21 protein-coding genes and 1 other RNA gene are annotated in these 21920 nt (G+C 33.3%); 9 read left to right on the top strand and 13 right to left on the bottom strand.

Annotated elements, in window-relative coordinates; translation table 11 throughout:
* The first annotated feature begins 13 nt into the window (after positions 1-13).
* On the top strand, positions 14-850 hold the full coding sequence (locus tag R2782_RS01990; protein WP_371266387.1) for an aminotransferase class IV: 837 nt from the start codon (positions 14-16) through the stop codon (positions 848-850).
* On the opposite strand, the gene R2782_RS01985 is transcribed toward R2782_RS01990, so the two are convergent.
* The 5 genes from R2782_RS01985 to R2782_RS01965 all read right to left on the bottom strand — a co-directional run bounded on the left by R2782_RS01985 (position 843) and on the right by R2782_RS01965 (position 5363).
* Positions 843-1403 (bottom strand): YqgE/AlgH family protein, encoded by a 561-nt coding sequence (locus R2782_RS01985; protein ID WP_371266386.1) that lies wholly within the window; start codon positions 1401-1403, stop codon positions 843-845. The two genes, R2782_RS01990 and R2782_RS01985, sit on opposite strands and share 8 nt — an antisense overlap.
* 121 nt (positions 1404-1524) lie before the next feature.
* Positions 1525-1797 (bottom strand): HU family DNA-binding protein, encoded by a 273-nt coding sequence (locus tag R2782_RS01980; protein ID WP_129464469.1) that lies wholly within the window; start codon positions 1795-1797, stop codon positions 1525-1527.
* A 179-nt stretch (positions 1798-1976) separates the two neighbouring features.
* Positions 1977-2924 (bottom strand): methionyl-tRNA formyltransferase, encoded by a 948-nt coding sequence (gene fmt, locus R2782_RS01975; RefSeq protein ID WP_371266385.1) that lies wholly within the window; start codon positions 2922-2924, stop codon positions 1977-1979.
* 1 nt (position 2925) lies between these two features.
* Positions 2926-4818: an ATP-dependent DNA helicase RecQ gene (locus R2782_RS01970; protein WP_371266384.1), complete on the bottom strand. Its 1893-nt coding sequence runs from the start codon at positions 4816-4818 to the stop codon at positions 2926-2928.
* Between the two features lie 5 nt (positions 4819-4823).
* Entirely contained in the window at positions 4824-5363 is a 540-nt protein-coding gene (locus tag R2782_RS01965) for an AAA family ATPase (RefSeq protein WP_371266383.1), read from the bottom strand.
* Between the two features lie 221 nt (positions 5364-5584).
* On the opposite strand from R2782_RS01965, the gene R2782_RS01960 reads away from it, so the two are divergent.
* The 3 genes from R2782_RS01960 to murA are packed head-to-tail and all read left to right on the top strand — an operon-like array spanning position 5585 to position 7914.
* Positions 5585-5869 (top strand): DUF493 family protein, encoded by a 285-nt coding sequence (locus R2782_RS01960; RefSeq protein ID WP_371266382.1) that lies wholly within the window; start codon positions 5585-5587, stop codon positions 5867-5869.
* 11 nt (positions 5870-5880) lie between these two features.
* Positions 5881-6588 (top strand): DUF4290 domain-containing protein, encoded by a 708-nt coding sequence (locus R2782_RS01955; protein ID WP_371266381.1) that lies wholly within the window; start codon positions 5881-5883, stop codon positions 6586-6588.
* A 15-nt stretch (positions 6589-6603) separates the two neighbouring features.
* Positions 6604-7914 (top strand): UDP-N-acetylglucosamine 1-carboxyvinyltransferase, encoded by a 1311-nt coding sequence (gene murA, locus R2782_RS01950; protein WP_371266380.1) that lies wholly within the window; start codon positions 6604-6606, stop codon positions 7912-7914.
* 52 nt (positions 7915-7966) lie between these two features.
* Here murA and R2782_RS01945 read toward each other — a convergent pair whose 3' ends face one another.
* The 3 genes from R2782_RS01945 to R2782_RS01935 all read right to left on the bottom strand — a co-directional run bounded on the left by R2782_RS01945 (position 7967) and on the right by R2782_RS01935 (position 11773).
* Entirely contained in the window at positions 7967-10444 is a 2478-nt protein-coding gene (locus R2782_RS01945) for a DUF5686 and carboxypeptidase regulatory-like domain-containing protein (RefSeq protein WP_371266379.1), read from the bottom strand.
* A 50-nt stretch (positions 10445-10494) separates the two neighbouring features.
* Positions 10495-10914, bottom strand: a complete 420-nt coding sequence (gene aroQ, locus R2782_RS01940; RefSeq protein WP_371266378.1) for a type II 3-dehydroquinate dehydratase — start codon at positions 10912-10914, stop codon at positions 10495-10497.
* A gap of 316 nt (positions 10915-11230) precedes the next feature.
* Complete coding sequence (locus R2782_RS01935; protein WP_371266377.1) at positions 11231-11773, bottom strand: porin family protein; 543 nt, start codon at positions 11771-11773, stop codon at positions 11231-11233.
* A 176-nt stretch (positions 11774-11949) separates the two neighbouring features.
* Between R2782_RS01935 and R2782_RS01930 the strand changes: the two genes are divergently transcribed.
* The gene (locus tag R2782_RS01930) at positions 11950-12465 is read left to right on the top strand and encodes a porin family protein (protein WP_371266376.1); all 516 of its coding nucleotides are present in this window, start codon (positions 11950-11952) and stop codon (positions 12463-12465) included.
* 76 nt (positions 12466-12541) lie between these two features.
* Entirely contained in the window at positions 12542-13438 is an 897-nt protein-coding gene (xerD, locus tag R2782_RS01925; protein WP_371266375.1) for a site-specific tyrosine recombinase XerD, read from the top strand.
* A 131-nt stretch (positions 13439-13569) separates the two neighbouring features.
* Here xerD and rny read toward each other — a convergent pair whose 3' ends face one another.
* The 4 genes from rny to R2782_RS01905 form a co-directional block, all read right to left on the bottom strand.
* Positions 13570-15135 carry a ribonuclease Y gene (gene rny / locus R2782_RS01920; protein WP_371266374.1) on the bottom strand — a complete coding sequence of 522 codons (1566 nt, stop codon included), beginning with the start codon at positions 15133-15135 and terminating at the stop codon, positions 13570-13572.
* A gap of 48 nt (positions 15136-15183) precedes the next feature.
* Positions 15184-15292, bottom strand: a non-coding RNA gene (ssrS, locus tag R2782_RS01915) — 6S RNA.
* Between the two features lie 54 nt (positions 15293-15346).
* A complete protein-coding gene (locus R2782_RS01910) occupies positions 15347-15640 on the bottom strand; it encodes a cell division protein ZapA (RefSeq protein ID WP_371266373.1) in 294 nt (97 codons plus the stop codon).
* 6 nt (positions 15641-15646) lie between these two features.
* Positions 15647-15937, bottom strand: coding sequence for a hypothetical protein (locus R2782_RS01905; RefSeq protein WP_371266372.1), 291 nt, complete (start codon positions 15935-15937; stop codon positions 15647-15649).
* A gap of 189 nt (positions 15938-16126) precedes the next feature.
* On the opposite strand from R2782_RS01905, the gene R2782_RS01900 reads away from it, so the two are divergent.
* The 3 genes from R2782_RS01900 to R2782_RS01890 are packed head-to-tail and all read left to right on the top strand — an operon-like array spanning position 16127 to position 21066.
* A complete protein-coding gene (locus R2782_RS01900) occupies positions 16127-17827 on the top strand; it encodes a M23 family metallopeptidase (RefSeq protein WP_371266371.1) in 1701 nt (566 codons plus the stop codon).
* A gap of 10 nt (positions 17828-17837) precedes the next feature.
* Entirely contained in the window at positions 17838-20303 is a 2466-nt protein-coding gene (locus R2782_RS01895; RefSeq protein WP_371266370.1) for a carboxypeptidase-like regulatory domain-containing protein, read from the top strand.
* A gap of 40 nt (positions 20304-20343) precedes the next feature.
* Complete coding sequence (locus R2782_RS01890; RefSeq protein WP_371266369.1) at positions 20344-21066, top strand: hypothetical protein; 723 nt, start codon at positions 20344-20346, stop codon at positions 21064-21066.
* Here the strand turns inward: R2782_RS01890 and R2782_RS01885 are convergent.
* On the bottom strand, positions 21063-21764 hold the full coding sequence (locus R2782_RS01885; protein WP_371266368.1) for a hypothetical protein: 702 nt from the start codon (positions 21762-21764) through the stop codon (positions 21063-21065). The genes R2782_RS01890 and R2782_RS01885 overlap by 4 nt on opposite strands.
* Positions 21765-21920: the final 156 nt, after the last annotated feature.

The raw sequence follows: 21920 nt of genomic DNA, 5'->3' as shown, positions 1-21920 counted from the left end.
CAGGGCTTTTTTTATGGTTAATTTTAACGGCGAAATAATAGAACAAGAAACGATAGTAAGTCAAAATAGAGCATTTCTTTACGGGGATGCTGTTTTTGAAACAGTAAAGGTAGTTGAGGGTAAAGTGTTGTTCATGGAAGATCATTATTTCAGATTAATGGCTTCTATGCGAATAGTTCGAATGCAAATTCCTATGGAATTTACTTTGGAAAATTTGGAGCAGTCTATTTTAGATTTGGCAATAAAAAATGGTTGTTCGGATTGTGGTCGTGTACGAATTACCGTTTTTCGAAACCCGGGCGGGTTTTATTTACCAACAGACCGAAATGTATCTTTTCTTATAGCGGCAACAAAATTGGAAAGTAAAACATATGGTTTTACAGATGAACCCTATGAAGTAGAATTATTTAAAGATTTTTATATTCCTAAACACTTGCTTTCAACAATTAAATCAACAAACAAGTTAATACATACGGTCGGGAGTATTTATGCAGATGAAAATGGTTATCAAAACTGTTTGTTATTGAATGAAGAAAAACGTGTAGTAGAGGCTTTAAATGGTAATGTTTTTTTGATTTCCGGAAACCGTTTGGTTACGCCACCCTTATCAGAAGGATGCTTAAACGGTATTATGCGAAAGCAGATTTTAGCGATTGCCAGAAAAGAAGACGGATTAACCGTAGTCGAAGAGTCAATTTCTCCCTTCGATTTACAAAAAGCAGATGAATTATTTATCACCAATGTTGTACTTGGAATAAAGCCGGTTACCAAATACCGAAAAAAAGAGTTTGTAACTAAGTGGTCTACAATTTTATTAGAAAAAATAAATCAGTCAATAGAAATCAATTAAGCATTGGGTTTTCGGGAGCATTAGACCAAATTAAATATTCTCCTCCCAGTTCCATAATTTTTTCTTTCCAAAAGTCGGAAGATGATTTTTGAAGAATTTTTTGTTTGTAACTGTTTTCAATTAAAATCCATGAATTAGAATTCATTTCTGTTTCTAATTGATTTGCTTCCCAACCGGTATATCCTAAAAAGAAACGGATAGAATCTTTTTTGATTTCACCTTTATTAATTAAATCACGTGTTTTTTCAAAATCGCCTCCCCAATAGATACCATTAGATATTTCTACACTACCGGGAATCAAATCGGGAATACTGTGAATAAAATAAAGATTGTCTTGTTCAACAGGACCACCGTTGTAAATGGTAAATGAAGATTCTACTTCGGGTACTAAATCCATTAACGTATATTCTAATGGTTTGTTGAGAATAAATCCTACAGAGCCTTCAGTATTGTGGTCAGCTAACAAAATAACAGAGCGATTGAATGATAAATCCCCTAAAATAGAGGGTTCTGCAATGAGTAAATGACCTTTGTTAAGTTTTTCTGAAATCATAATCATGCAATTTTCAGTTAAATTTAACAAATTTAATTTTAATAATCCAAATTTTTCGACCAAAACTATAAAAAAAAGTCTTCCTTTTTGGAAGACTTTTCTTTATATTTAATCAATTAGACTAGTTTACAGTACCTTCTAATTCAGCACCAGCTTTGAATTTAACAACATTCTTAGCCGCTATTTTGATAGTTTTTCCGGTTTGTGGATTTCTACCGTCTCTAGCCGCTCTTTTAGATACTGACCAAGATCCAAAACCTACTAAAGAAACTCTTCCACCTTTTTTCAAAGTTTTACCTACGTTTCCTAAAAATGATTCTAAAGCCAATTTAGCAGCTGCTTTAGTGATACCTGCATCTGCAGCAATAGCATCGATTAATTCTGATTTGTTCATAATAATAGTTATTAATTGTTGGTTAAACATAAAGTTAATTGAAACAAATTTAATAGGATTTCCTTATTGTACAAGTGTTTTCGTGAGTTTTCGTTTGTTTTGTTAATAACTTAAGTCGTATTGTTGATAAAGCAGTGTAATTCGTCGGATATTTACCCTTTCTAGCGTGTTTTCTGTACTTAAAGGGCTTTCGCAAGGGCTGAAAATTTCATTCCGTTAAGCAATTCTTGTACATTCATTTTCTTTTTTCCTGGAAATTGAATACTTTGAATGTAGATAAATCCATTGGATACAGCAATTTTCATCTCTTTTTTAGAGCATTGAATCGTACTTGTTAACAACGAATGATTCTCTTTTTCAAACGAAACTTCATAAATTTTGACATTCCATTCATTATTATCGTCAACGATTTGACACCAAGCGACGGGAAAAGGATTTAGCCCTCGAATAAGATTATAAATTTCTTCACCTGATTTATTCCAATCAATTTTGCAATTTTCTTTGTTGAGTTTGTAAGCTGTTTTAATGTCTGGAGAATCAGTTTGCAAAGTAGTTTGAATTGTACCGTTTTCGATTGCTTGCAAGGTTTTTATGACAGTCTGGCTTCCTATCTTCATTAGTCTGTCATGAAGTTGTCCGACATTTTCTGTCGGTTCAATGGGAGTTTCTTCAGAAAAGATGATGGCTCCGGTATCAATTTTATCATCAATAAAAAAGGTTGTCACTCCGGTTTTGGTTTCGCCATTAATAATTGCCCAATGAATAGGAGCCGCTCCTCTATAATTGGGCAAAAGTGAAGCGTGTAAGTTAAAAGTTCCAAATTTGGGCATTTTCCAAACCACTTCTGGCAACATTCGGAAAGCGACGACCACCTGACAGTTTGCGTTTAGACTTTTTAATGATGCTATAAATTGTTCATCTTTTAAATTAGTAGGTTGTAGAATTGTTAGCCCTTTTTCTAATGCATATTCTTTGACAGCTGAAGTATTCATTCTTTGACCCCTGCCGGCTTGTTTATCGGGAGCAGTAATCACTCCCACCACGTTGTATTGGTGTTGTAAGATGGTGTCTAAAACCCCAACAGCAAAATCGGGGGTTCCCATAAAAACAAGACGTAATTTTTCCATTCTAAGCTTTTGTGTATTTATTATTGGGAAGCAAAATGATTTTTTCTTCATCCAATAGTTCTTGAAGTGCAAAGATAAGTTCCTGCTCTTTACAATCAATAATTATTTCCAATTCTCGAGATGAAAGTGGTTTCTCAGAAACATATTGTAAAATCAATTGGCCAAGTTGAGGGAGGTTGCTACTTTTTTCTTTTTTAGCGATACAATAACTACATATACCGCAATTAGAGGTGTTTTTCTCACCAAAATAATTTAGTATAAAGCGACTTTTGCAACTATCATGGTTAGTTACGTAATCAAAAACGGAAGCAATTTGTTCTTTTTTTAAATCGTTTTGTTTTTCTAAATATTTCGAAACCCTATTTATCGTTCGATCATCTTCTCTAACTTCGTTAAAGGTAACAGTTGCATCATTTGTTTTGGCTGTAAAATCAACAATATTTTTTTCTTTTAGTCGCATCAAAACAGTTTCTACTTCCTCTACAGGGCGATTACTTTTTCGTGCAATTAACGATAGGTTTACTGCTGTCGGGTAGTCATAAATACCTGGATAAGTTCTTAAAAATGATACTATAATTTGCTCCTCTGTAGGGTTTAGACTTATATAACGAATGACTTCTTTGCTTTCAATACTAAATTGTAACGTTACCTTTTCTGAATATTCCTGCGTAAATCGAATGATTCCTTGGCGGTCTAAAAATTGTAATGCGACATATGTTTTAGTAATAGGAAAAGTATAGTGCGAACAAAAATCATTCAAATTAAACGGAAATTGCGCATTCATTCCTTCGCCATAAGCAATTTGAAAATAGTTACACAATTTAACAAAAACTAACTTCAAAAATTCTTTATCAGGTAAACTGTAAATAAATTGCGACTTTGCTGTAGCTACATCAGTGGGACCAACTAACAATACGGCATAGGCTTTTTCTCCATTTCTTCCGGCTCGACCGGTTTCCTGATAATAATTTTCAATGTTTTCAGGTAATTGAATATGGATAACTGATTTTACGTTAGCTTTATCAATACCCATTCCAAAGGCATTTGTGGCCACCATCACTTGTGCTTTTTCAGCCATCCATAGTGACATGTTTTTTGACTTCTCTTTCACTGATAAGCCGCCATGATAAAAAGTTGAGTTTATGCCTAACTGCTCTAATTGATTAAATAAGGCATAACATGTTTTTCGATTTCGAACATAAATAATAGACGATTCTTTATTTTTTTTTACTATCTGCTCTATTTTATGTAGTTTATCTTCTGTTTCTGTGACTATATAGGCAATATTATCTCGAGCAAATGATTTTTGAAAAATAGTTGGTTTTTCTAATTTTAATTGCTCTAGAATATCTTGTTTTACTTGTGCTGTGGCCGAAGCTGTTAAAGCCAAAAAAGGAACACAAGGAAAAAAACGTTTTAAATTTCCAATTTTTAAATAAGAAGGACGAAAATCATGACCCCATTGCGAAACACAATGTGCTTCATCAATTGCAATTAAATTTAAAGGAAGATTTTTAATTTTTTCAAATACCCAATCTTGTTCTAAACGTTCCGGTGAGAGGTATAAAAATTTGTAGTTTCCATAAAGACAATTGTCTAACAATGTGATTGTCTCGTCAACAGAAATACCACCCGTAAGAGCTATTGCTTTGATTTCTCTTTTTGCTAAATTTTCGATTTGGTCTTTCATTAATGCAATTAATGGAGAGATGACCAAACAAATACCCTCTTTCATCATGGCGGGGACTTGAAAACAAATTGATTTTCCACCACCGGTTGGCATTAACCCAAAAGTATCGGATGCTGCTAGAACGGAGTTGATGATTTCTTTTTGAGGAGTTCGAAACGAATCATATCCCCAATAGTGTTTTAAAATTTCTTCGGCTTTTACCATTCTATTTATCCTGATATGGCCTCTAAGATATGAAGAATTCTCTGATCTACGTTGCCTGAAGGAACGTCAATAAGTTCATAGCCATACTTTGAATAGGTTTCCTTTAAATGACGATAGATGAGTGTGGCCTGTTCAAAATTTTCGTAACGTTCTTCATCCGATTGGTAGATTTCCTTCCACGGTGGTAAAAGAAACACCTTGGTATACTTGTTTTTTTGACATTCTTCATCAAAAAAAGCCGGATAACTGTCGCCAATGTAATGCATATAAGCCAAAATATCCGGAATCCCACGGTCTAAAAAAATTAGTTTTTCTTGGTGTTCTTTGGCTTGATGAAATTGTTTTCTTCTACCTTCTAAAAGTAATTCGCTAAACAATAATGGTTTTTCCAAAAATAATTGTTCGAAACCTTGTTTACGGGCATCGTTGATAATTTCTCTGGAGATTTCAGGAAAACAAGTGTAGCCTTTTTCAATTAAGCGATTAATAATTGTTGTTTTTCCGGTGCCTGGGCCACCCGTAATTACGATTAGTTTTTTATTCACGTGTTTGCAATAAGGTGGTAAATTTAGAAAATAACTTAGCTTGAAAACAAACATATGATTAATTTTTAGTTTTTAGTAGTTAGTATTCGGTGAGAATGTTTGTCTTGCGTTTCATTAAAAAGTATAGGAAAGATTTAAACAACATCATAATTGACAAAATTCAATTTCAATTTTCTAAAATCTAAAATCAATACTGTATATTTGCCTATATTAATAAAGCTATGGATAAGAAGACCGAAGAATTTTATGAAAGACTGAAAGAAGAATTACGAACTACTTCAAATTGGCCTTCCATTTACCTTTATAAATTTATTGTACCAACAGAAACTTCTAAAATAATTGCTGTAGAAGAAGCCTTTAACAACATGGGAGCAGTAATTAACACTGTACAATCTAAGACAGGAAAGTTTACTAGTATTTCGGTAAATGTGAATATGGAAAGTCCTGAGCATGTAGTTGCTAAATACCAGGAAGTTTCTACAATTGAAGGAATAATTTCGCTTTAAAAAGAAAAAGAATGACGCAGAATGAAAAAGCACACAATGTAGTGCATGTTTTAGAATATAATGCCGAAAGGCCACAATTGATGATTCCGGAATATGGACGTCATTTGCAAAAATTGATTGACCAAGCTACTGCTATTGAAAACAGAGAAGAACGCAATAAAGCAGCTCGTTATATCATTAAAGTAATGGGTAGTTTAAATCCTCATTTGCGAGATGTATTAGATTTTCAACATAAACTTTGGGATCAACTCTTTATTATGTCCGACTTTAAATTGGATGTGGATAGTCCATATCCTATTCCTACTCGGGATGTCATTAACCTTAAACCGGAACGACTAGATTATCCTCAAAAAAACCCTAAATATCGTTTCTACGGAAATAATATTAAGTATATGATAGATGTAGCTAATAGTTGGGAAGAAAGTGAGTTAAAATCGGCTCTTATCAAAGTAATAGCCAACCATATGAAAAAATCCTATTTAAGTTGGAACAAAGATACCGTAGAAGATAAGGCCATTTTTGATCATTTATTTGAACTTTCTAATGGAAAGATTAATTTGCACCAAAGCACAGAGGAATTACTAAACACTTCTGATTTGATGCGAACCAATAAGAAAGTTTCCAATAAAAATTTACCATCAAATCAAAAAAATCAACAAGGGAAAAAAAATAATAAAAACCCTAAATCTAAACCGTACAAAAACAATAACCAAAAATAATCGCTATCTACGAATATGGGAACATTCAAAATAGAAGGAGGGCATCGTCTTAAAGGGGAAATTCACCCACAAGGAGCCAAAAATGAAGCACTACAAATTTTATGTACGGTTTTATTAACACCGGAAAAAGTAACAATTAACAACATTCCTGATATTTTGGATGTTAACAAATTGATTACACTTTTAGGAAATTTGGGTGTTAAAATGCAAAAAAACGGTCCTGGTTCTATTACGTTTCAAGCGGATGAAGTTAATGTGGGCTATTTGGAAACCGAAGCTTTTAAAAAAGAGGGAGGTTCTTTACGCGGTTCTATCATGATTGTTGGTCCGCTTTTGGCTCGTTTTGGTAGAGGATATATTCCAAAACCGGGTGGAGATAAAATTGGAAGAAGAAGATTAGATACCCATTTTGAAGGGTTTATCAATTTGGGAGCTAAATTCCGTTACAACAGAGAGGACCATTTTTATGGTGTTGAAAACGAAGGTAGATTAAAAGGAGCCTATATGCTTTTGGATGAGGCCTCTGTTACCGGTACGGCAAATATTGTGATGGCTTCTGTATTGGCAGAAGGTACAACAACTATTTACAATGCAGCATGTGAACCTTATTTGCAACAGTTGTGTGGAATGCTCAATTCGATGGGGGCAAAAATAACCGGTGTAGGTTCCAACTTATTAACGATAGAAGGAGTGGAGAGTTTGTGCGGATGTACACACCGCATTTTACCGGATATGATTGAAATTGGAAGCTGGATTGGTTTAGCGGCCATGACACGAAGTGAGATTACGATTAAAAATGTTAGTTGGGAAAATTTAGGAGTTATTCCATCGGTTTTTAGAAAATTAGGTATTACATTGGAGCGTCGCGGTGATGATATTTATATACCGGAACACAAAGATGGCTATGAAATTAAAAAAGATATCGATGGTTCTATTCTAACCGTTGCAGATGCTCCATGGCCGGGATTTACTCCTGATTTGTTAAGTATTGTTCTAGTGGTAGCCACACAAGCAAAAGGAGAAGTATTAATTCATCAAAAAATGTTCGAAAGTCGTTTGTTTTTTGTCGATAAATTAATTGATATGGGAGCAAAAATCATCCTTTGTGATCCACACCGAGCTATTGTTATCGGGCATAATTTTCAGTCGCAATTGAAAGCTACAACGATGTCTTCACCTGATATTCGTGCTGGAATTTCGTTATTGATTGCAGCATTGTCTGCCAAGGGAACAAGTACTATTCAAAATATTGAACAAATTGATCGTGGTTACGAAAGAATTGACGAGCGTTTACGAGCAATTGGAGCACATATTGTTCGGGTTTAATAGCTTCATTAAAATATATTGAAAGAGCAAAGTTTTTACTTTGCTCTTTTTTTTAATCAAAAAAGCTTAATAGTTGTAGACCGAACATAAATCCGTCGCCAATATACTGACTTCCGTTGTAGGAACGGACATAATCTAACCGGAGTAACTTAAATTTTCCAAAACCTAATTTGTCTAATCCAACACTAAACTCTTGATAGGGTTTTACCTCAGGAATAGCCAATTGATGATACCCTATAATCAAAGTAGATTTCAGTCTGTTCAACAATGGAATTTTATTCATGATAAAACCATCAAAATTGTGCTCAATATGGGTTTCCATATAGCTGTCGTTAGTACTATGGGAATAATAGGGAAGTAGATTAAAATTATTTAAATAGCGATTTTCGGCACTTACATTGATTAAATTACCATTGAAATGTTTATAATCAACAAAAGAAATATTCCCAGCGTTAAAAAACTTGCCACCCTTTAAATTAATGGCTAAAGTTCCTTTATTTCCAATAGATTTTTCATAAAAAATTCTTCCGGCAACAAAATCATAATTGTACTTAGAATCATTCCCGGCAAAACCTTTTTCATATCCTACAAAAAGTGTCGGATAGTCATTATTAGAAATCGTTATTTTTCCATCCGGACGAGAGATGTATTCTTGGCCAAAATTAATGCGAGCATTCAAATTGAATTTCATTAAGTTGTGTTTTTCAATTCCTGCATTGACAAAATCAGTTGGGTCGAGAGGATTATTGGATAAGTATTCCTTTTTATTTTTTATCAAGACATAATCCGTGTTATTAAAAAGTGGCTTACGCTCGGCATATTCTAGCGAAGCACTGGCGTATAGGCCATTAATAACTTCCTGACTGTAGCCGGCACGGACGTAGTTTTTCTCAAAAAGTTTCATATAGTTTTCTTTGAAAAACAGTGTAGCCATTGAATTCAAAAATGGACTAATGGGTTGGTTTTGATTAAATTGAACGGCCTGACTTCCGCCTGAAATATTTAAAAAGCTATTGGTTTTAGCATTAAGTTTTGCAGAAAAATAGCCGGTTGCTCTCAGTTTTTCTTCTGCAAAACCGTAATTAAAACGTGTGCCAAACGAAGTATATCTTCTTTCTTCTTCATATTGTTTAACAAAAGATAAGTCGGTTCCTATATTCCAACCTTGTACGGTATTGAAGCTAGGCATTTTAATCAATCCACTATAATTCAACCGCCAATTTTTTTCGGAATTTTGGTAACTATATCCTGTTAGGATTTTTTGTATTTTGAATTGATTATTTTTTTTGTCGATGGAATCCAAATACGGTTTTGATTTTCTCACCAATTGAATACTGTCTTTTCGAATATAATCTGAATTTTCTTCTTCGGTTAATGGAACAGGTCGCATTACGTTCCAATAGGTTGAGTCTTTTTTGTTGGCATTTTCTTCAAAACTCAAGACTTCTTTAGAGAATGTCTTTTTATCAAAATCTTGTTTAAAATCATAATTACTGTAAACATGAGTAAATTTTCCTGTAAATTGTATACCGAAGGCTCCGGCTTCAAATTCTAAACTTTGTGAATTTTTTGCCCAAAGTTGATTGTTTTCATTGTAGCTGAAATTTTGTTTGAGTTTCATCACATCCAGAAACTCTTCTTTCATACGGTATCCTTTGATGTCTAAATCGATACCGTAAATTGCCCAACTGTCTTCAATAATGTAAATGTAGCCTTCAAAAACGGGTTCGGTATCTCTTCTGGGGATTACCTTGATTTTGTTGATAAGGTTATTTTTTTCATCATAAAAAGTTCCGTCTAAGCTATATTTATAATAACCAAAAGCATTTTCAGCAATGGGTGAAATCATACTAATACTAAAAGGAATGGTATTATCATAAAAATCATAAATCGTTGCTCGGGCTGTATTGTAACTAAATCCATTATCTCTGCCACTTATTTTAGAGGCAATGATTTTTTCGTTCAGATTATCCGGTTTTTCAAAGATAATTTTTGAAACTGTTTCAGATAAATACAAAATTCCGGTGCCGGTAGAATCTAATGCTCCATCAAAATCGCCAATTTCTTGTCCAAGTATTTTTTTTGGAGCATTTTTTAATCTGAAAATTCCTCTTGAATAAAAATCAGCAGTAAAACGAGCCGTTTTCATACTGTTTTGTTTACGATTGGCAATTGCATTTCTAATGATTCCATTGGCAGGGTTTTCACTAGAACTTAGCACAACTTCATTCAGATTATAATTTTCTTCCTTTAATTGTATATCAAAATTATAAGGAAACTGATTAATCTGTAAGATATGTTTTTGGGTTTTATAACCCAAGTATTGATAAATAACAGAAACATGCTCTCTATTTTGTATATTTAATTCATAATGTCCTTTTTCGTTAGAAGTTGTTCCGATATATGTGTTTTCGATGTAAATATTGACAAAAGGAAGCGGTTTTCCTGCTTCATCCGTAACTGTGCCTCTAATCTGTGAAAACAATGAAAATGAGCACATTAAGCTCAGCAAAAGGAATGTTTTTTTCATATGGTTTTATTGGTATAGACGTTTTTTTGTAATGATTGGTTGTACAAGGTTTACGGAATTAAAAAGGACTGCAATGCCAATTCATAACTTTTTAATCCAAATCCACTAATTATTCCGGCTGCATTAGGCGAAATGTAGGAAAGATGTCTAAATTCCTCTCGGGCAAAAGTGTTGGAAATATGTACTTCAATCACCGGGGTTTGAATGGCTTTTATTGCGTCGCCTATACCAACAGAGGTGTGCGTGTAAGCAGCGGCATTTAATATTATCCCATCATAGGTAAAACCTGTTTCTTGAATTTTAGAAATTAATTCTCCTTCAATGTTACTCTGAAAATAGGAAAGTTCAATAGAGTTGTATTTCTTTTGTAATGAGCTGAAAAAATCGTCAAAAGATTGACTGCCATACACATCTGGTTCTCTTTTTCCTAATAAATTCAGATTAGGCCCGTTGATGATAATTATTTTCATCTTGTATGATTTTTAGTAAAAATATCAAAAAAATGAATGTTTTATTCTTCGCAAAACAAAGATTAGATTAAAATTAACATTTTTCAATTGGTTTTTTGTAATTAATAGATGGTTAAAGAACTTTTTCTTGAATTTTGGTTGATTTTTTATATTTTATAAAGCTAGTAAAAACACAAATAAGTAATAGAGCAGAGGTACTGTATTGAGATGAACAACAATCTTAGTGTTGAAGTAAATAATAAATCGATAAAAGCCTTGTGTTTTATTCATGAATAAAACACAAGGCTTTTATCGTTAAAATTGTAGAACAGATAAATTAAAATCGGTAGCCTAGAGCAACTTGAATTACTCTATTTTTTACTTCGGCTTCTTTAGATGCTTCAGTTAAACTTAGCACATAACGGGCTTGGGCAAAAAAATGGTCTGTAATATTTAATCCTAAACCACCAACTGCTGCAAAATCGAATGATTCTGATTCAAATTGATCCGGAACACTTTCATTGATTAAAAACGAGAATTGTGGACCCGCTTCTATACTAAGTTTGTCTGAAATCAGATAGAATTTAGCCAGCGTAGGAACTGTAATGTAATTGAAATTAATATCTTTCACATTTTCTTCGCTCACTTTTGCACCTTGCGAAGAATACAATAATTCCGGTTGCAGTGAAAAGTTTTCGAATACTTTTAATTCTACTAACGCTCCAAAATGAAAACTGGTATACGTATCCAAGCCTTGTACTCCATCTCCATCTAAACTGGCAAAATTAGCACCGGCTTTAATACCAAACTTGAGCATCTGTGCATTTGATTGCACCAATCCAACTATCAAAAATGTGAAAATTAAAATTAGCTTTTTCATGGTTTTATTATTTAGGATATCATTTTAAAACAAAAATTCAGCTGTTTTATTGTTTAATAAATTATTCAAAACAATAAACTTATGTTGATAAAATTGTTGATAACTGAAAATTGACCAATAAATACCTACAAAAAAGAGTTTATAATTTTGTAGCATAACTTTAAAACAAGTAAAACATGAAAAAAATTATTTTATCAATTTTAGCAGTTGCTGCCTTTGGAACTGCTAATGCACAGGACACTAAGTTTGGTGTGAAAGCCGGAGCAAATTTTTCTAATTTCACTGGAGACGCTGACCTTGACGGAAGAACTGGTTTCTATGTAGGAGGTTTAGTTGATATTAGTATCACCGAAAAATTTCATGTACAGCCAGAGTTATTATACTCTATGGAAGGTGCAGATGATGCAGAATTAGATTTAATTAGAATTCCAATCATGGCAAAGTATTACGTTATGGATGGTCTTAATTTACAAGCTGGTCCTGTATTAGGATTTAAAATTGGTGCTGAAGATTTTGTAGATGAGGCTACTAAGTCATTAGATTATGGTCTTGGATTTGGTGCCGGGTATGAACTACCAATGGGGTTGTTCTTTGATGCTCGTTATAATTTAGGATTAGCAAACATAAGTGATTCAGATGGTTTTGATTTAGGGACTTCTGCTTTTCAGATAGGTTTAGGATATAAATTCTAATAAAATTCGTGTCGAATTTTCAAACCACGCCTTGTGCGTGGTTTTTTTATTCCCACAAATTGTCGAAATTTGAAACATGAATTGGCAAACGTATATCAAAAGTTTTCAGTCGTATTTAAAAATTGAGCGGGGTTTATCGCAAAACACCATCGATAATTATTCTTTTGATTTATTTCGGTTAACGCAATTTTTAGAAGAAAATAATATATCTAAAAATCCGATTAACATCTCTGAGGATGAAATTCAACAGTTTATTTATTCGGTTTCCAAAGAAGTTAATCCGCGTTCTCAAGCTCGAATTATTTCCGGGTTAAAAAGTTTTTTTTCGTATTTAATTTTCGAAGATTATCGAACAGACAACCCTATGGAATTAATTGAAACACCTAAAATTGGCAGAAAACTACCCGATACACTTTCTGTTGAAGAAATTGATAACTTAATTGCTGCAATCGATTTATCGAAAGACGAAGGAGAACGCAATAGAGCCATGTTAGAGACTCTATATGGATGCGGATTGCGTGTTTCTGAATTAATTACACTCAAAATTTCGGACTTATTTTTTGAAGAAGGCTTTATCAAAATCACAGGAAAAGGTAATAAACAGCGTTTTGTTCCGATTGGCATTACAACGCAAAAGTTTATTGAGTTATACAAGAATCATATTCGTTCACTTCTCACTATTCAAAAAGGACATGAAGATACGCTTTTTCTTAACCGAAGAGGAAAGCAACTTACCCGAGCAATGATTTTTACAATTATAAAAGATTTAGCCGTAAAAATTAATCTTAAAAAAGCCATAAGTCCGCACACCTTTCGTCATTCCTTTGCCACACATCTTTTAGAGAACGGTGCCGATTTGCGTTCCATTCAATTGATGTTAGGGCATGAATCGATTACTACCACCGAAGTGTACGTGCATTTAGACAGAAAGCATCTGACGCAAATAGTAAATCAGTTTCATCCAAGAAAGTGATTACCGTTTTTAGTTGTCTGTTGTCAAACTTTGTCTATAAAAAAATGACCTACATTACTGCAAGTCATTTTATAATATTTGTTTATTTTTTTATAAACATAAAACAGACAACCGACAACAGTTAACAGTAATTACTTCGCGATATTCACCGCTCTGGTTTCACGAATTACTGTTATTTTTACTTGACCCGGATAAGTCATTTCTGTTTGAATTTTTTGCGAAACCTCAAAAGAAAGTTTAGAAGCTTGTTCGTCGGATACTTTTTCACTTTCTACAATCACACGCAATTCACGTCCGGCTTGAATAGCATACGCACTTTTCACACCATTAAATCCAAAAGCAATTGCTTCCAAATCTTTTAAACGTTGAATGTAGGAATCCAAAACCTGACGTCTTGCTCCCGGTCTAGCACCTGAAATAGCATCACACACTTGGATGATTGGAGAAATTAAATATTTCATTTCAATTTCGTCGTGGTGAGCACCAATTGCGTTGCATACTTCTTCTTTTTCACCATATTTTTCGGCCCATTGCATCCCCAGTATAGCGTGAGGTAATTCACTTTCAGTATCAGGCACTTTACCAATATCGTGTAAAAGTCCGGCTCGTTTAGCTAATTTTACATTCAAACCTAGTTCTGCTGCCATGATTCCGCAAAGTTTGGCCACTTCTCTGGAGTGTTGTAGTAAATTTTGACCATAGGAAGAGCGGTATTTCATTCTACCCACCACTTTTATCAATTCCGGATGTAAACCGTGAATACCTAAATCAATCACTGTTCGTTTACCCACTTCAATGATTTCATCTTCAATTTGTTTGGTGGTTTTAGCCACTACTTCTTCGATTCTGGCCGGGTGAATACGTCCGTCGGTTACTAATTTATGTAAAGCCAATCGGGCAATTTCTCTTCTAACCGGATCAAAACAAGAGAGAATAATTGCTTCAGGAGTATCATCAACAATAATTTCGACACCTGTTGCAGCTTCTAAGGCACGGATATTTCTTCCTTCACGACCAATAATACGTCCTTTCACGTCATCTGATTCAATATTGAAAACAGATACACAATTTTCTACTGCTTCTTCAGTTCCAACACGTTGAATGGTGTTGATAATAACTTTTTTAGCCTCTTGTTGAGCGGTTAGCTTGGCTTCTTCAAGCGTATCTTGAATGTGAGCCATCGCTTTGGTTTTTGCCTCAGCTTTTAAGCTTTCAACCAATTGTTCTTTTGCTTCTTCGGCAGATAAACCGGAAATAACTTCGAGTTGCTCAACTTGACTTTTGTGTAACTTTTCAACTTCTACTTGTTTTTTGTCAAGAATTTCAATTCGGTTATTGTAGTCAGCAATTTTTGCATCAAAATCATCGGCAGATTTCTTGGCTTTGGCTAATTCACTTGATACTTGCGATTCTTTGTCTCGAACTCTTTTTTCAACTTCAGCTATTTTTTTGTCTTTCGCTAAAATCTCTTTTTCGTGTTCTGATTTTAACTCTAAGAATTTTTCTTTGGCTTGTAGAAGTTTATCTTTTTTAATATTTTCAGCTTCTACTTTGGCATCTTTTAAGATAGAAGCAGCTTCCTTTTTTGCATTTTTAATCAGGTTGGAAACATTGCTTTTTTCGATGACTTTTGCAACTGCAAAACCCACAACAACTCCAACAATACTGGCGATAATAAGTAGTAATGTACTGTCCATTTTTTTTAAGGTTTGTATATAAAAAAAGCCTACATTAGGTGATTGCATAAACTCGTTATGACAAGTTTTGAGCTAACTCACTGTTCAAGGATCCCACTACAAGATGGGCATGCTTTAGTAATGACGATTTGCTCATTCTAAATTGTTAGTGTTGAGTTTATCAAATAGAAACTAATGTAGGCAGTATCTTAATTAATTTATAAGAACGTATTTATTTTGCGAGGTAATTGGCTAATAAATCATTCATTTTTTTCAATCTTTCTATTGATTCCTGATTGTCTTCCGTTTTTTCGATTTGTTTTTGCTCTAACTGAGAGGCAAACTGCAAAGCACACATTGCTAATACATCTTGTTTGTCTCGCACAGCATAATTCTCTTCAAATTGCTTAATCATAACATCAATTTTTTTGGAAGCACTTCTGAGTCCTTCTTCCTGCATAGGGTCTACCGTTAAAGGATAAACTCTGTCAGCAATTGATAATTTAATTTTAAGCTTTTCGTTCATGCTGTATTAATCAGATAACTGTGCAATACAGTAATCAATTTCTCGGATTAATGAATTTATTTTAAGCTTCGTATCTCTTTTGTTTTCGTCACTGCCTAATAATGAATTGGCTATTTTAAGTGTCTCATACTGTTTTTTTAAACCTTCAATTTCTGAAGCTTGTTCTTGTATAGTATGAGTAGAATTTTTTAATTCTTGTCTTAGATCCTGTATTGTTAACTCAAAACCATCTATCTTGCTGATTAGTTTTGACAACTTACTTTCTAGAGAATCAACAATTTCTATCATTTCACTCATGGTAGCATGTATTCATTACACGAGTTACAAAGTTAGTATTCCTAAATGATTAACGCAAATAAAAAAAATAAATTTTGTTTTCATTAGTGTTATTTAGACAGAATGAACTAAAATTAAGAATAAGTTGATTTTTTTTAATTTGGTTTGAATTTTGTACTACTTTTTTTAAATTAGCAAAAATTATAAGCCATGAAATATTTATTTTACACACTGCTTTTCGCCTCAAATTTTATCTTTTCTCAGGATAAGTATCCCAAAAATGATTTTATACCTCCTTTGGAAATTCCACTTTCATTATCGGGTACGTTTGGTGAGTTGCGTTCTAACCACTTTCATTCCGGAATCGATTTTAGAACGCAACAAAAAGAAGGGTTGAACGTAATTGCTGTTGCGGATGGGTATGTTTCACGAATCAAAATTTCTACTTTTGGTTATGGAAAAGCGGTATATGTTACGCATCCAAATGGTTATACATCGGTTTATGGCCATTTGTTGAAGACATCACCTAAAATAGATGCTTATGTAAAGAAACAGCATTATTTTTTGGAAAATTTTGAAATTGATGTTTTTCCCCAACCGGATGAGTTAGTAGTATCACAAGGAGAAATCATTGCTTTATCCGGAAATACAGGAGGTTCCGGAGGACCTCATTTACATTTTGAATACCGGGATACAAAAACAGAAAAAATTATTAATCCCTTCTTTTTTGGATTAAACGCAAAAGTGAAAGATACCCGAATTCCGGTAATTAATGAAATTGTTGTTTATCCGCTTGGTGAAGAAGGAATGGTAAATCAGTCGCAAATACCAATTCAAATTCCAATTACGCAGCAAAAAGACGGTAGTTATTTAGCTTCTAAAGTGTTGGCAAGAGGAGAAATAGGCTTTGGAGTTAATACTTATGATCAATCAGATAATAGTTACGGGAAGAATGGGATTTTTAAGATTGAAGCTACGTTAGACGGCAGTCCGTCTTTTGCAATTACATTTGATACATTCAGTTATGATGAAACTCGCTACATCAATGCCTATATTGATTACCAACGTTATAAAAAAATGAATCAAAGAGTTCAAAAATTATTTTTTACAAAAAAATATCCGTTGAGTCTAGTATCTTCCAATCAAAACAATGGAATTATTAAAGTAGGAAATAATCTTTCGCATAATTACAAATTGGAAGTTTCCGATTATCATGGCAATAAAACAACGATAACGATTCCGATTCAATATTCAAATTTGCCAGTAAAAATTTCTAAAAAAGAACAAAAGACAAACTATTTCGTAAAATCTTCTAATGATTACAATTTTACAAAAGACAATATTTCTGTTTTCATTCCCGAAAATACATTTTATGAAGATTTTTATTTGCATTTTGATGTGAAAGATAATGTATTGAACTTACACGATGATAATACCCCTGTTCATTCTAATCTGAATATCATTTTTGAAAATAATTCAATTCCGTTAGAAGAAAGAGAAAAGTACTTTATTGGTACAATAAAAGGAGACAAAACAACCTATAACTCTACTAAAATTAAAGAGCATGTTTTTAGCACTTGGACTAGAAATTTAGGGCAGTTTCAATTAGTGAAAGATTCGGTAGCACCACAAATAAAATCAGTTAACTTTCAGGAAGGGAAGTGGTTGAGTAAACAAAATTCACTTCAATTTACAATAACCGATGATTTATCCGGAATCAAATCGTACAATGGTTATTTAAACGGAAAATGGATTTTGTTTGACTATGATTACAAAAGTAATATCCTTGAACACGATTTTTCAGATAACATCGTTTTAGAAGGAAGAAACGAATTAAAAATTGTAGTTATAGATAATGTCGGAAATTCTACTATATTTGAATCACATTTTTTTAGAAGTCAAAAACCTTAAATTCATCTTTTTGAAAACAAAATATATCAGTACCGTTTTGGTGTTTTTCTGCATCGCTTTTTCATCTATCGCTCAAACAGCCAGAATCAAAGGTATCATTTTAGATAAAAATAATAATCCGGTCGAAGGTGTAAATATCAATTATCAAGATAAAGGAACAACTACCAATGTGAATGGTTTTTATGTCTTATCGATTCCTGCCAATCAAAAAATTACATTGGTTTTTACACACGTATCTTTGAAAAAAGCTACACTTCGATTAGAATTAAAACCAAATGAAGATTTTGAGTATAATTTTCAAATGAGTGATGCCGAAGATTTGTTAGGCGAAGTTATTGTCACAGCCGGAAACAGAAAAAGGGTAGAAGGGATTACAGCTATTGAACCAGCTGTTATCAGAACTATACCGGGAGCGAATGCAGGGGTTGAAAACATATTAAAATCGTTGCCGGGTGTCAATTCAAACAATGAATTAAGTACACAATATTCCGTTCGTGGAGGAAATTATGATGAAAATCTTGTTTATGTCAATGAAATTGAAATTTATCGTCCGTTTTTAATTCGTTCCGGTCAGCAAGAAGGATTAAGTTTTACGAATACAGAGATGGTACAAAATGTCGACTTTTCTGCCGGAGGTTTTCAAGCCAAATACGGCGATAAATTATCGTCTGTTTTAGATATTACGTACCGCACGCCAACCCGCTACGCTGCTGCTTTAGAAGCGAGTTTCTTGGGAGGAAGTTTAACCGTAGAAGGCGTGAGTAAAAACCAGAAATGGGCTAATATCACAGGTGTTCGTTACCGAGATAATAGTTTGTTGGTGAATAGTCAGGAAACAGAATCTAACTTTCGACCAACTTTTACGGACGTTCAAACCTATTTAACATTTACACCCAATACGAAATGGCAATTTGGGTTTTTAGGTAACGTTTCTCAAAATAAATACAGTTTTGAGCCTTTGACGCGTCAAACTAATTTTGGAACCATTGATGAACCTATTGCTTTACAAATTTTTTATGAAGGACAGGAAAAAGACCAATATCAAACCTTGTTTGGAGCATTTAAAACTTCCTATAACATTAATGATAACAATACTTTAAAGTTCATCGGATCAGCTTATCACACGCAAGAGCAAGAGTATTTTGATATTTTTGCTGCTTATTTTTTGGGAGAAGTGGATAGCAATATTGGCTCGGAAACCTTTGGCGATGTGCGTTTTAACAGGGGTATCGGAACACAATTGAATCATGGGCGAAACGATTTAGACGCATTAATTATCAATACAGAAGTGAAGGGTTTTCACAAACTCAATGAAAATGCTTTTGAATGGGGAATAAAATATACCAAAGAAGATATTCGCGATCGGTTAGTGGAGTGGGAAGTAATTGATTCTGCCGGATTTTCCATTAATCCGCCACGCGATTTTCCGGTAAATGACCAACCTTATAATCCTTATGTTGGTCCTTTAGTTCCTTTTCAAAGTGTCCGTGCCACTAATTTCACAACGATTGATCGTTTTTCAGGTTATGCTCAATGGAGTAGAAAATCAAATTTAGGTTCCAGTGAAGTTTGGTATAATGCCGGTGTAAGGATGCATCAATGGCAGGTATCCGGTGATGATTTAGACGGAAAGAGTCAAATGGTTTTTAGTCCGAGAGCACAGTTTGCTATTAAACCAAAATGGAAAAAAGATATGGTTTTCAGAGTTTCGGGAGGTTTATATCATCAACCGCCATTTTACAGAGAACTTCGTGGATTTGACGGTCAAGTAAGACCTGATGTGAAAGCCCAGCAATCTATACATTTTGTGTTGGGTAATGATTATAGTTTTACAATGTGGGAGAGACCATTCAAATTGGTTAGTGAATTGTATTATAAGAACTTGACTGATGTTAACACGTATACCTTAGATAATGTTCGTATTCGCTACATTGCAGATAATGAAGCAGAAGCTTATGTGTATGGTTTAGATATGCGTTTAAACGGTGAGTTTGTTCCTGGCACAGAATCATGGTTTAGTTTTGGCTATTTAAAAACCGAAGAAAACTATCAAGACAAAGGTTTTATCGCCAGACCAACCGATCAACGTTTGAAATTTGGAGTTTTGTTTCAGGATTATGTACCGAACATTCCAAGTTTAAAAATGTATTTGAATTTGGTTTACAATACAGGGTTGCCCGGTGGTTCGCCTTCCTATGCTGACCCATACGATTATCAACTTCGATTGCGTGATTACCGTAGAGCAGATGTAGGATTTCAGTATGTTTTAACAGAAAAAAACAAAGTCAGACCTGATGGCCATTGGTTAAAACGTTTTAAAGATTTATCATTAGGTTTAGAAATATTCAATTTGTTCAATAACCAGAATGCAATAACAAACACTTGGGTGCGTGATGTTTACACCAAAACTCAATACGGTGTGCCTAATTATATGACTACAAGGGTATTTAATTTGAAGATAACCGCTAGATTATAATCAGATTTATTTTATATCTTTGAAAGATAACTTTTTGACTATGCGATTTCTTTCTAATTATTGTTTAGCAGTGGTTTTGGTTTTATTCAGTTGTAAAGAACGTGAAGAAGAAAAACCCAAAGTGATATATGAAGAGCCTACACTAAAGGTTGTAAATAAAATTGATACAACCCAAATAAAAGTAGCCGATCTCCCGGTTCACATGGAAGGAACGTCTTATTTACTTCATCCTTTTGGAGAGGTAAGAGTATATGATTCTAAAGCAAATTCTAGTTATGGTTCTTCAAGTACGGGTAGAGTGAGTTATGCGGTTTCCAATTATAATCGCTATGAAATTACCGGTTTTCTAAAAAATATTTATATCCAACATATTGATTCAGTCCATTCCAGACCATTAACAGATAAATCATTACTCATTCAAACAGCTACTTATTTAAATACATTTACTCAAAAATCAAAAAAGGAGATTTTGGTTTATTCGATTTCAGATATGGATACCAACCGTGACGGAAAATTAGATGCTAATGATATTAAGTCACTCTACATCAGTAATATTTCCGGAGAAAATTTTAAAAAAATATCTCCCGATTTTCAAGAGTTAATCGATTGGAATTTAATAGAAGTAAGTAACCGGTTGTATTTTAGAACGATTCAAGATTCAAACAAAAACGGTGATTTTGATAAGGACGATGCCGTTTTCTATTACTTTGTAGATTTAATGGATGCCGAATGGAAATTAAATGAATACAAACCATTTAATTAAATCAGAATATCACTTTCTAAATCTGATTTTTCTATTGTAAAATTAAATCCGAGTTGTTCCATCAACTGAATAACCAAGTTTTTATACCAGTTTTCCGATTTGGGATGAATATAAATGCGTTCAATCAGTTGGTTAATATCAACGTCAATTTTTAAACCATCATTGATGGTTATTTTGTTTTGTGTCACATCAGAAATGATACGAACTTCTCTTTCATACTGAAAACTTTTTCGTTTAAACAAAAACGGGAAAAAGGTATCTTCAAACGGAATATATTCTTTCTTGTAATCAATGTAATTTACTTCTCCAATAAATTGTTCAGTTTTTCGTTCCGGCTTTAAAGCTTCCTGCAAACGCTTCACGGTTGATTGAATAGCTAGACCTTCGTTGTTTTTGGTAAAAATTTGCCACATGGCAAACGATTCGTATTCATTAATATGCCAACTGCTAATAACTATTTTTTCACGATGTGATTTATAATAACTTAAAAATTTAGGGTTGTTTTCGGCTATTTTTCGAATTTCTTCATAAGTAGGTTCACTAAACGTTCCTTCATATTGGTCTTCAAATTTATCTGACCGAGACATGAATAATTTTTTAGAAAGTAACAAATCCAAAAATTTAGATAAATCCAAGTATTTCCAAACGATGGTGTTTGTGTCTTCGGGAAGATTGATTGTTGGATTGTGGACGAACATTTTGGATTTTTAGATTTTTAGATTTTAGATTGTTGGATTATTCGATTATTTTTTTCTTTTGGAAATTTTGTTGAATATTGTCCGACAGTATAACCAACTAAAATGAGTATAAAGCTAAATTTTCCAATCAAGTCCAATTTTTCAAAATGTGCCATC

It is taken from the genome of Flavobacterium sp., from assembly GCF_041392085.1.
Taxonomy (GTDB): domain Bacteria; phylum Bacteroidota; class Bacteroidia; order Flavobacteriales; family Flavobacteriaceae; genus Flavobacterium.
This window is presented reverse-complemented; position numbering and strand designations above follow the sequence as displayed.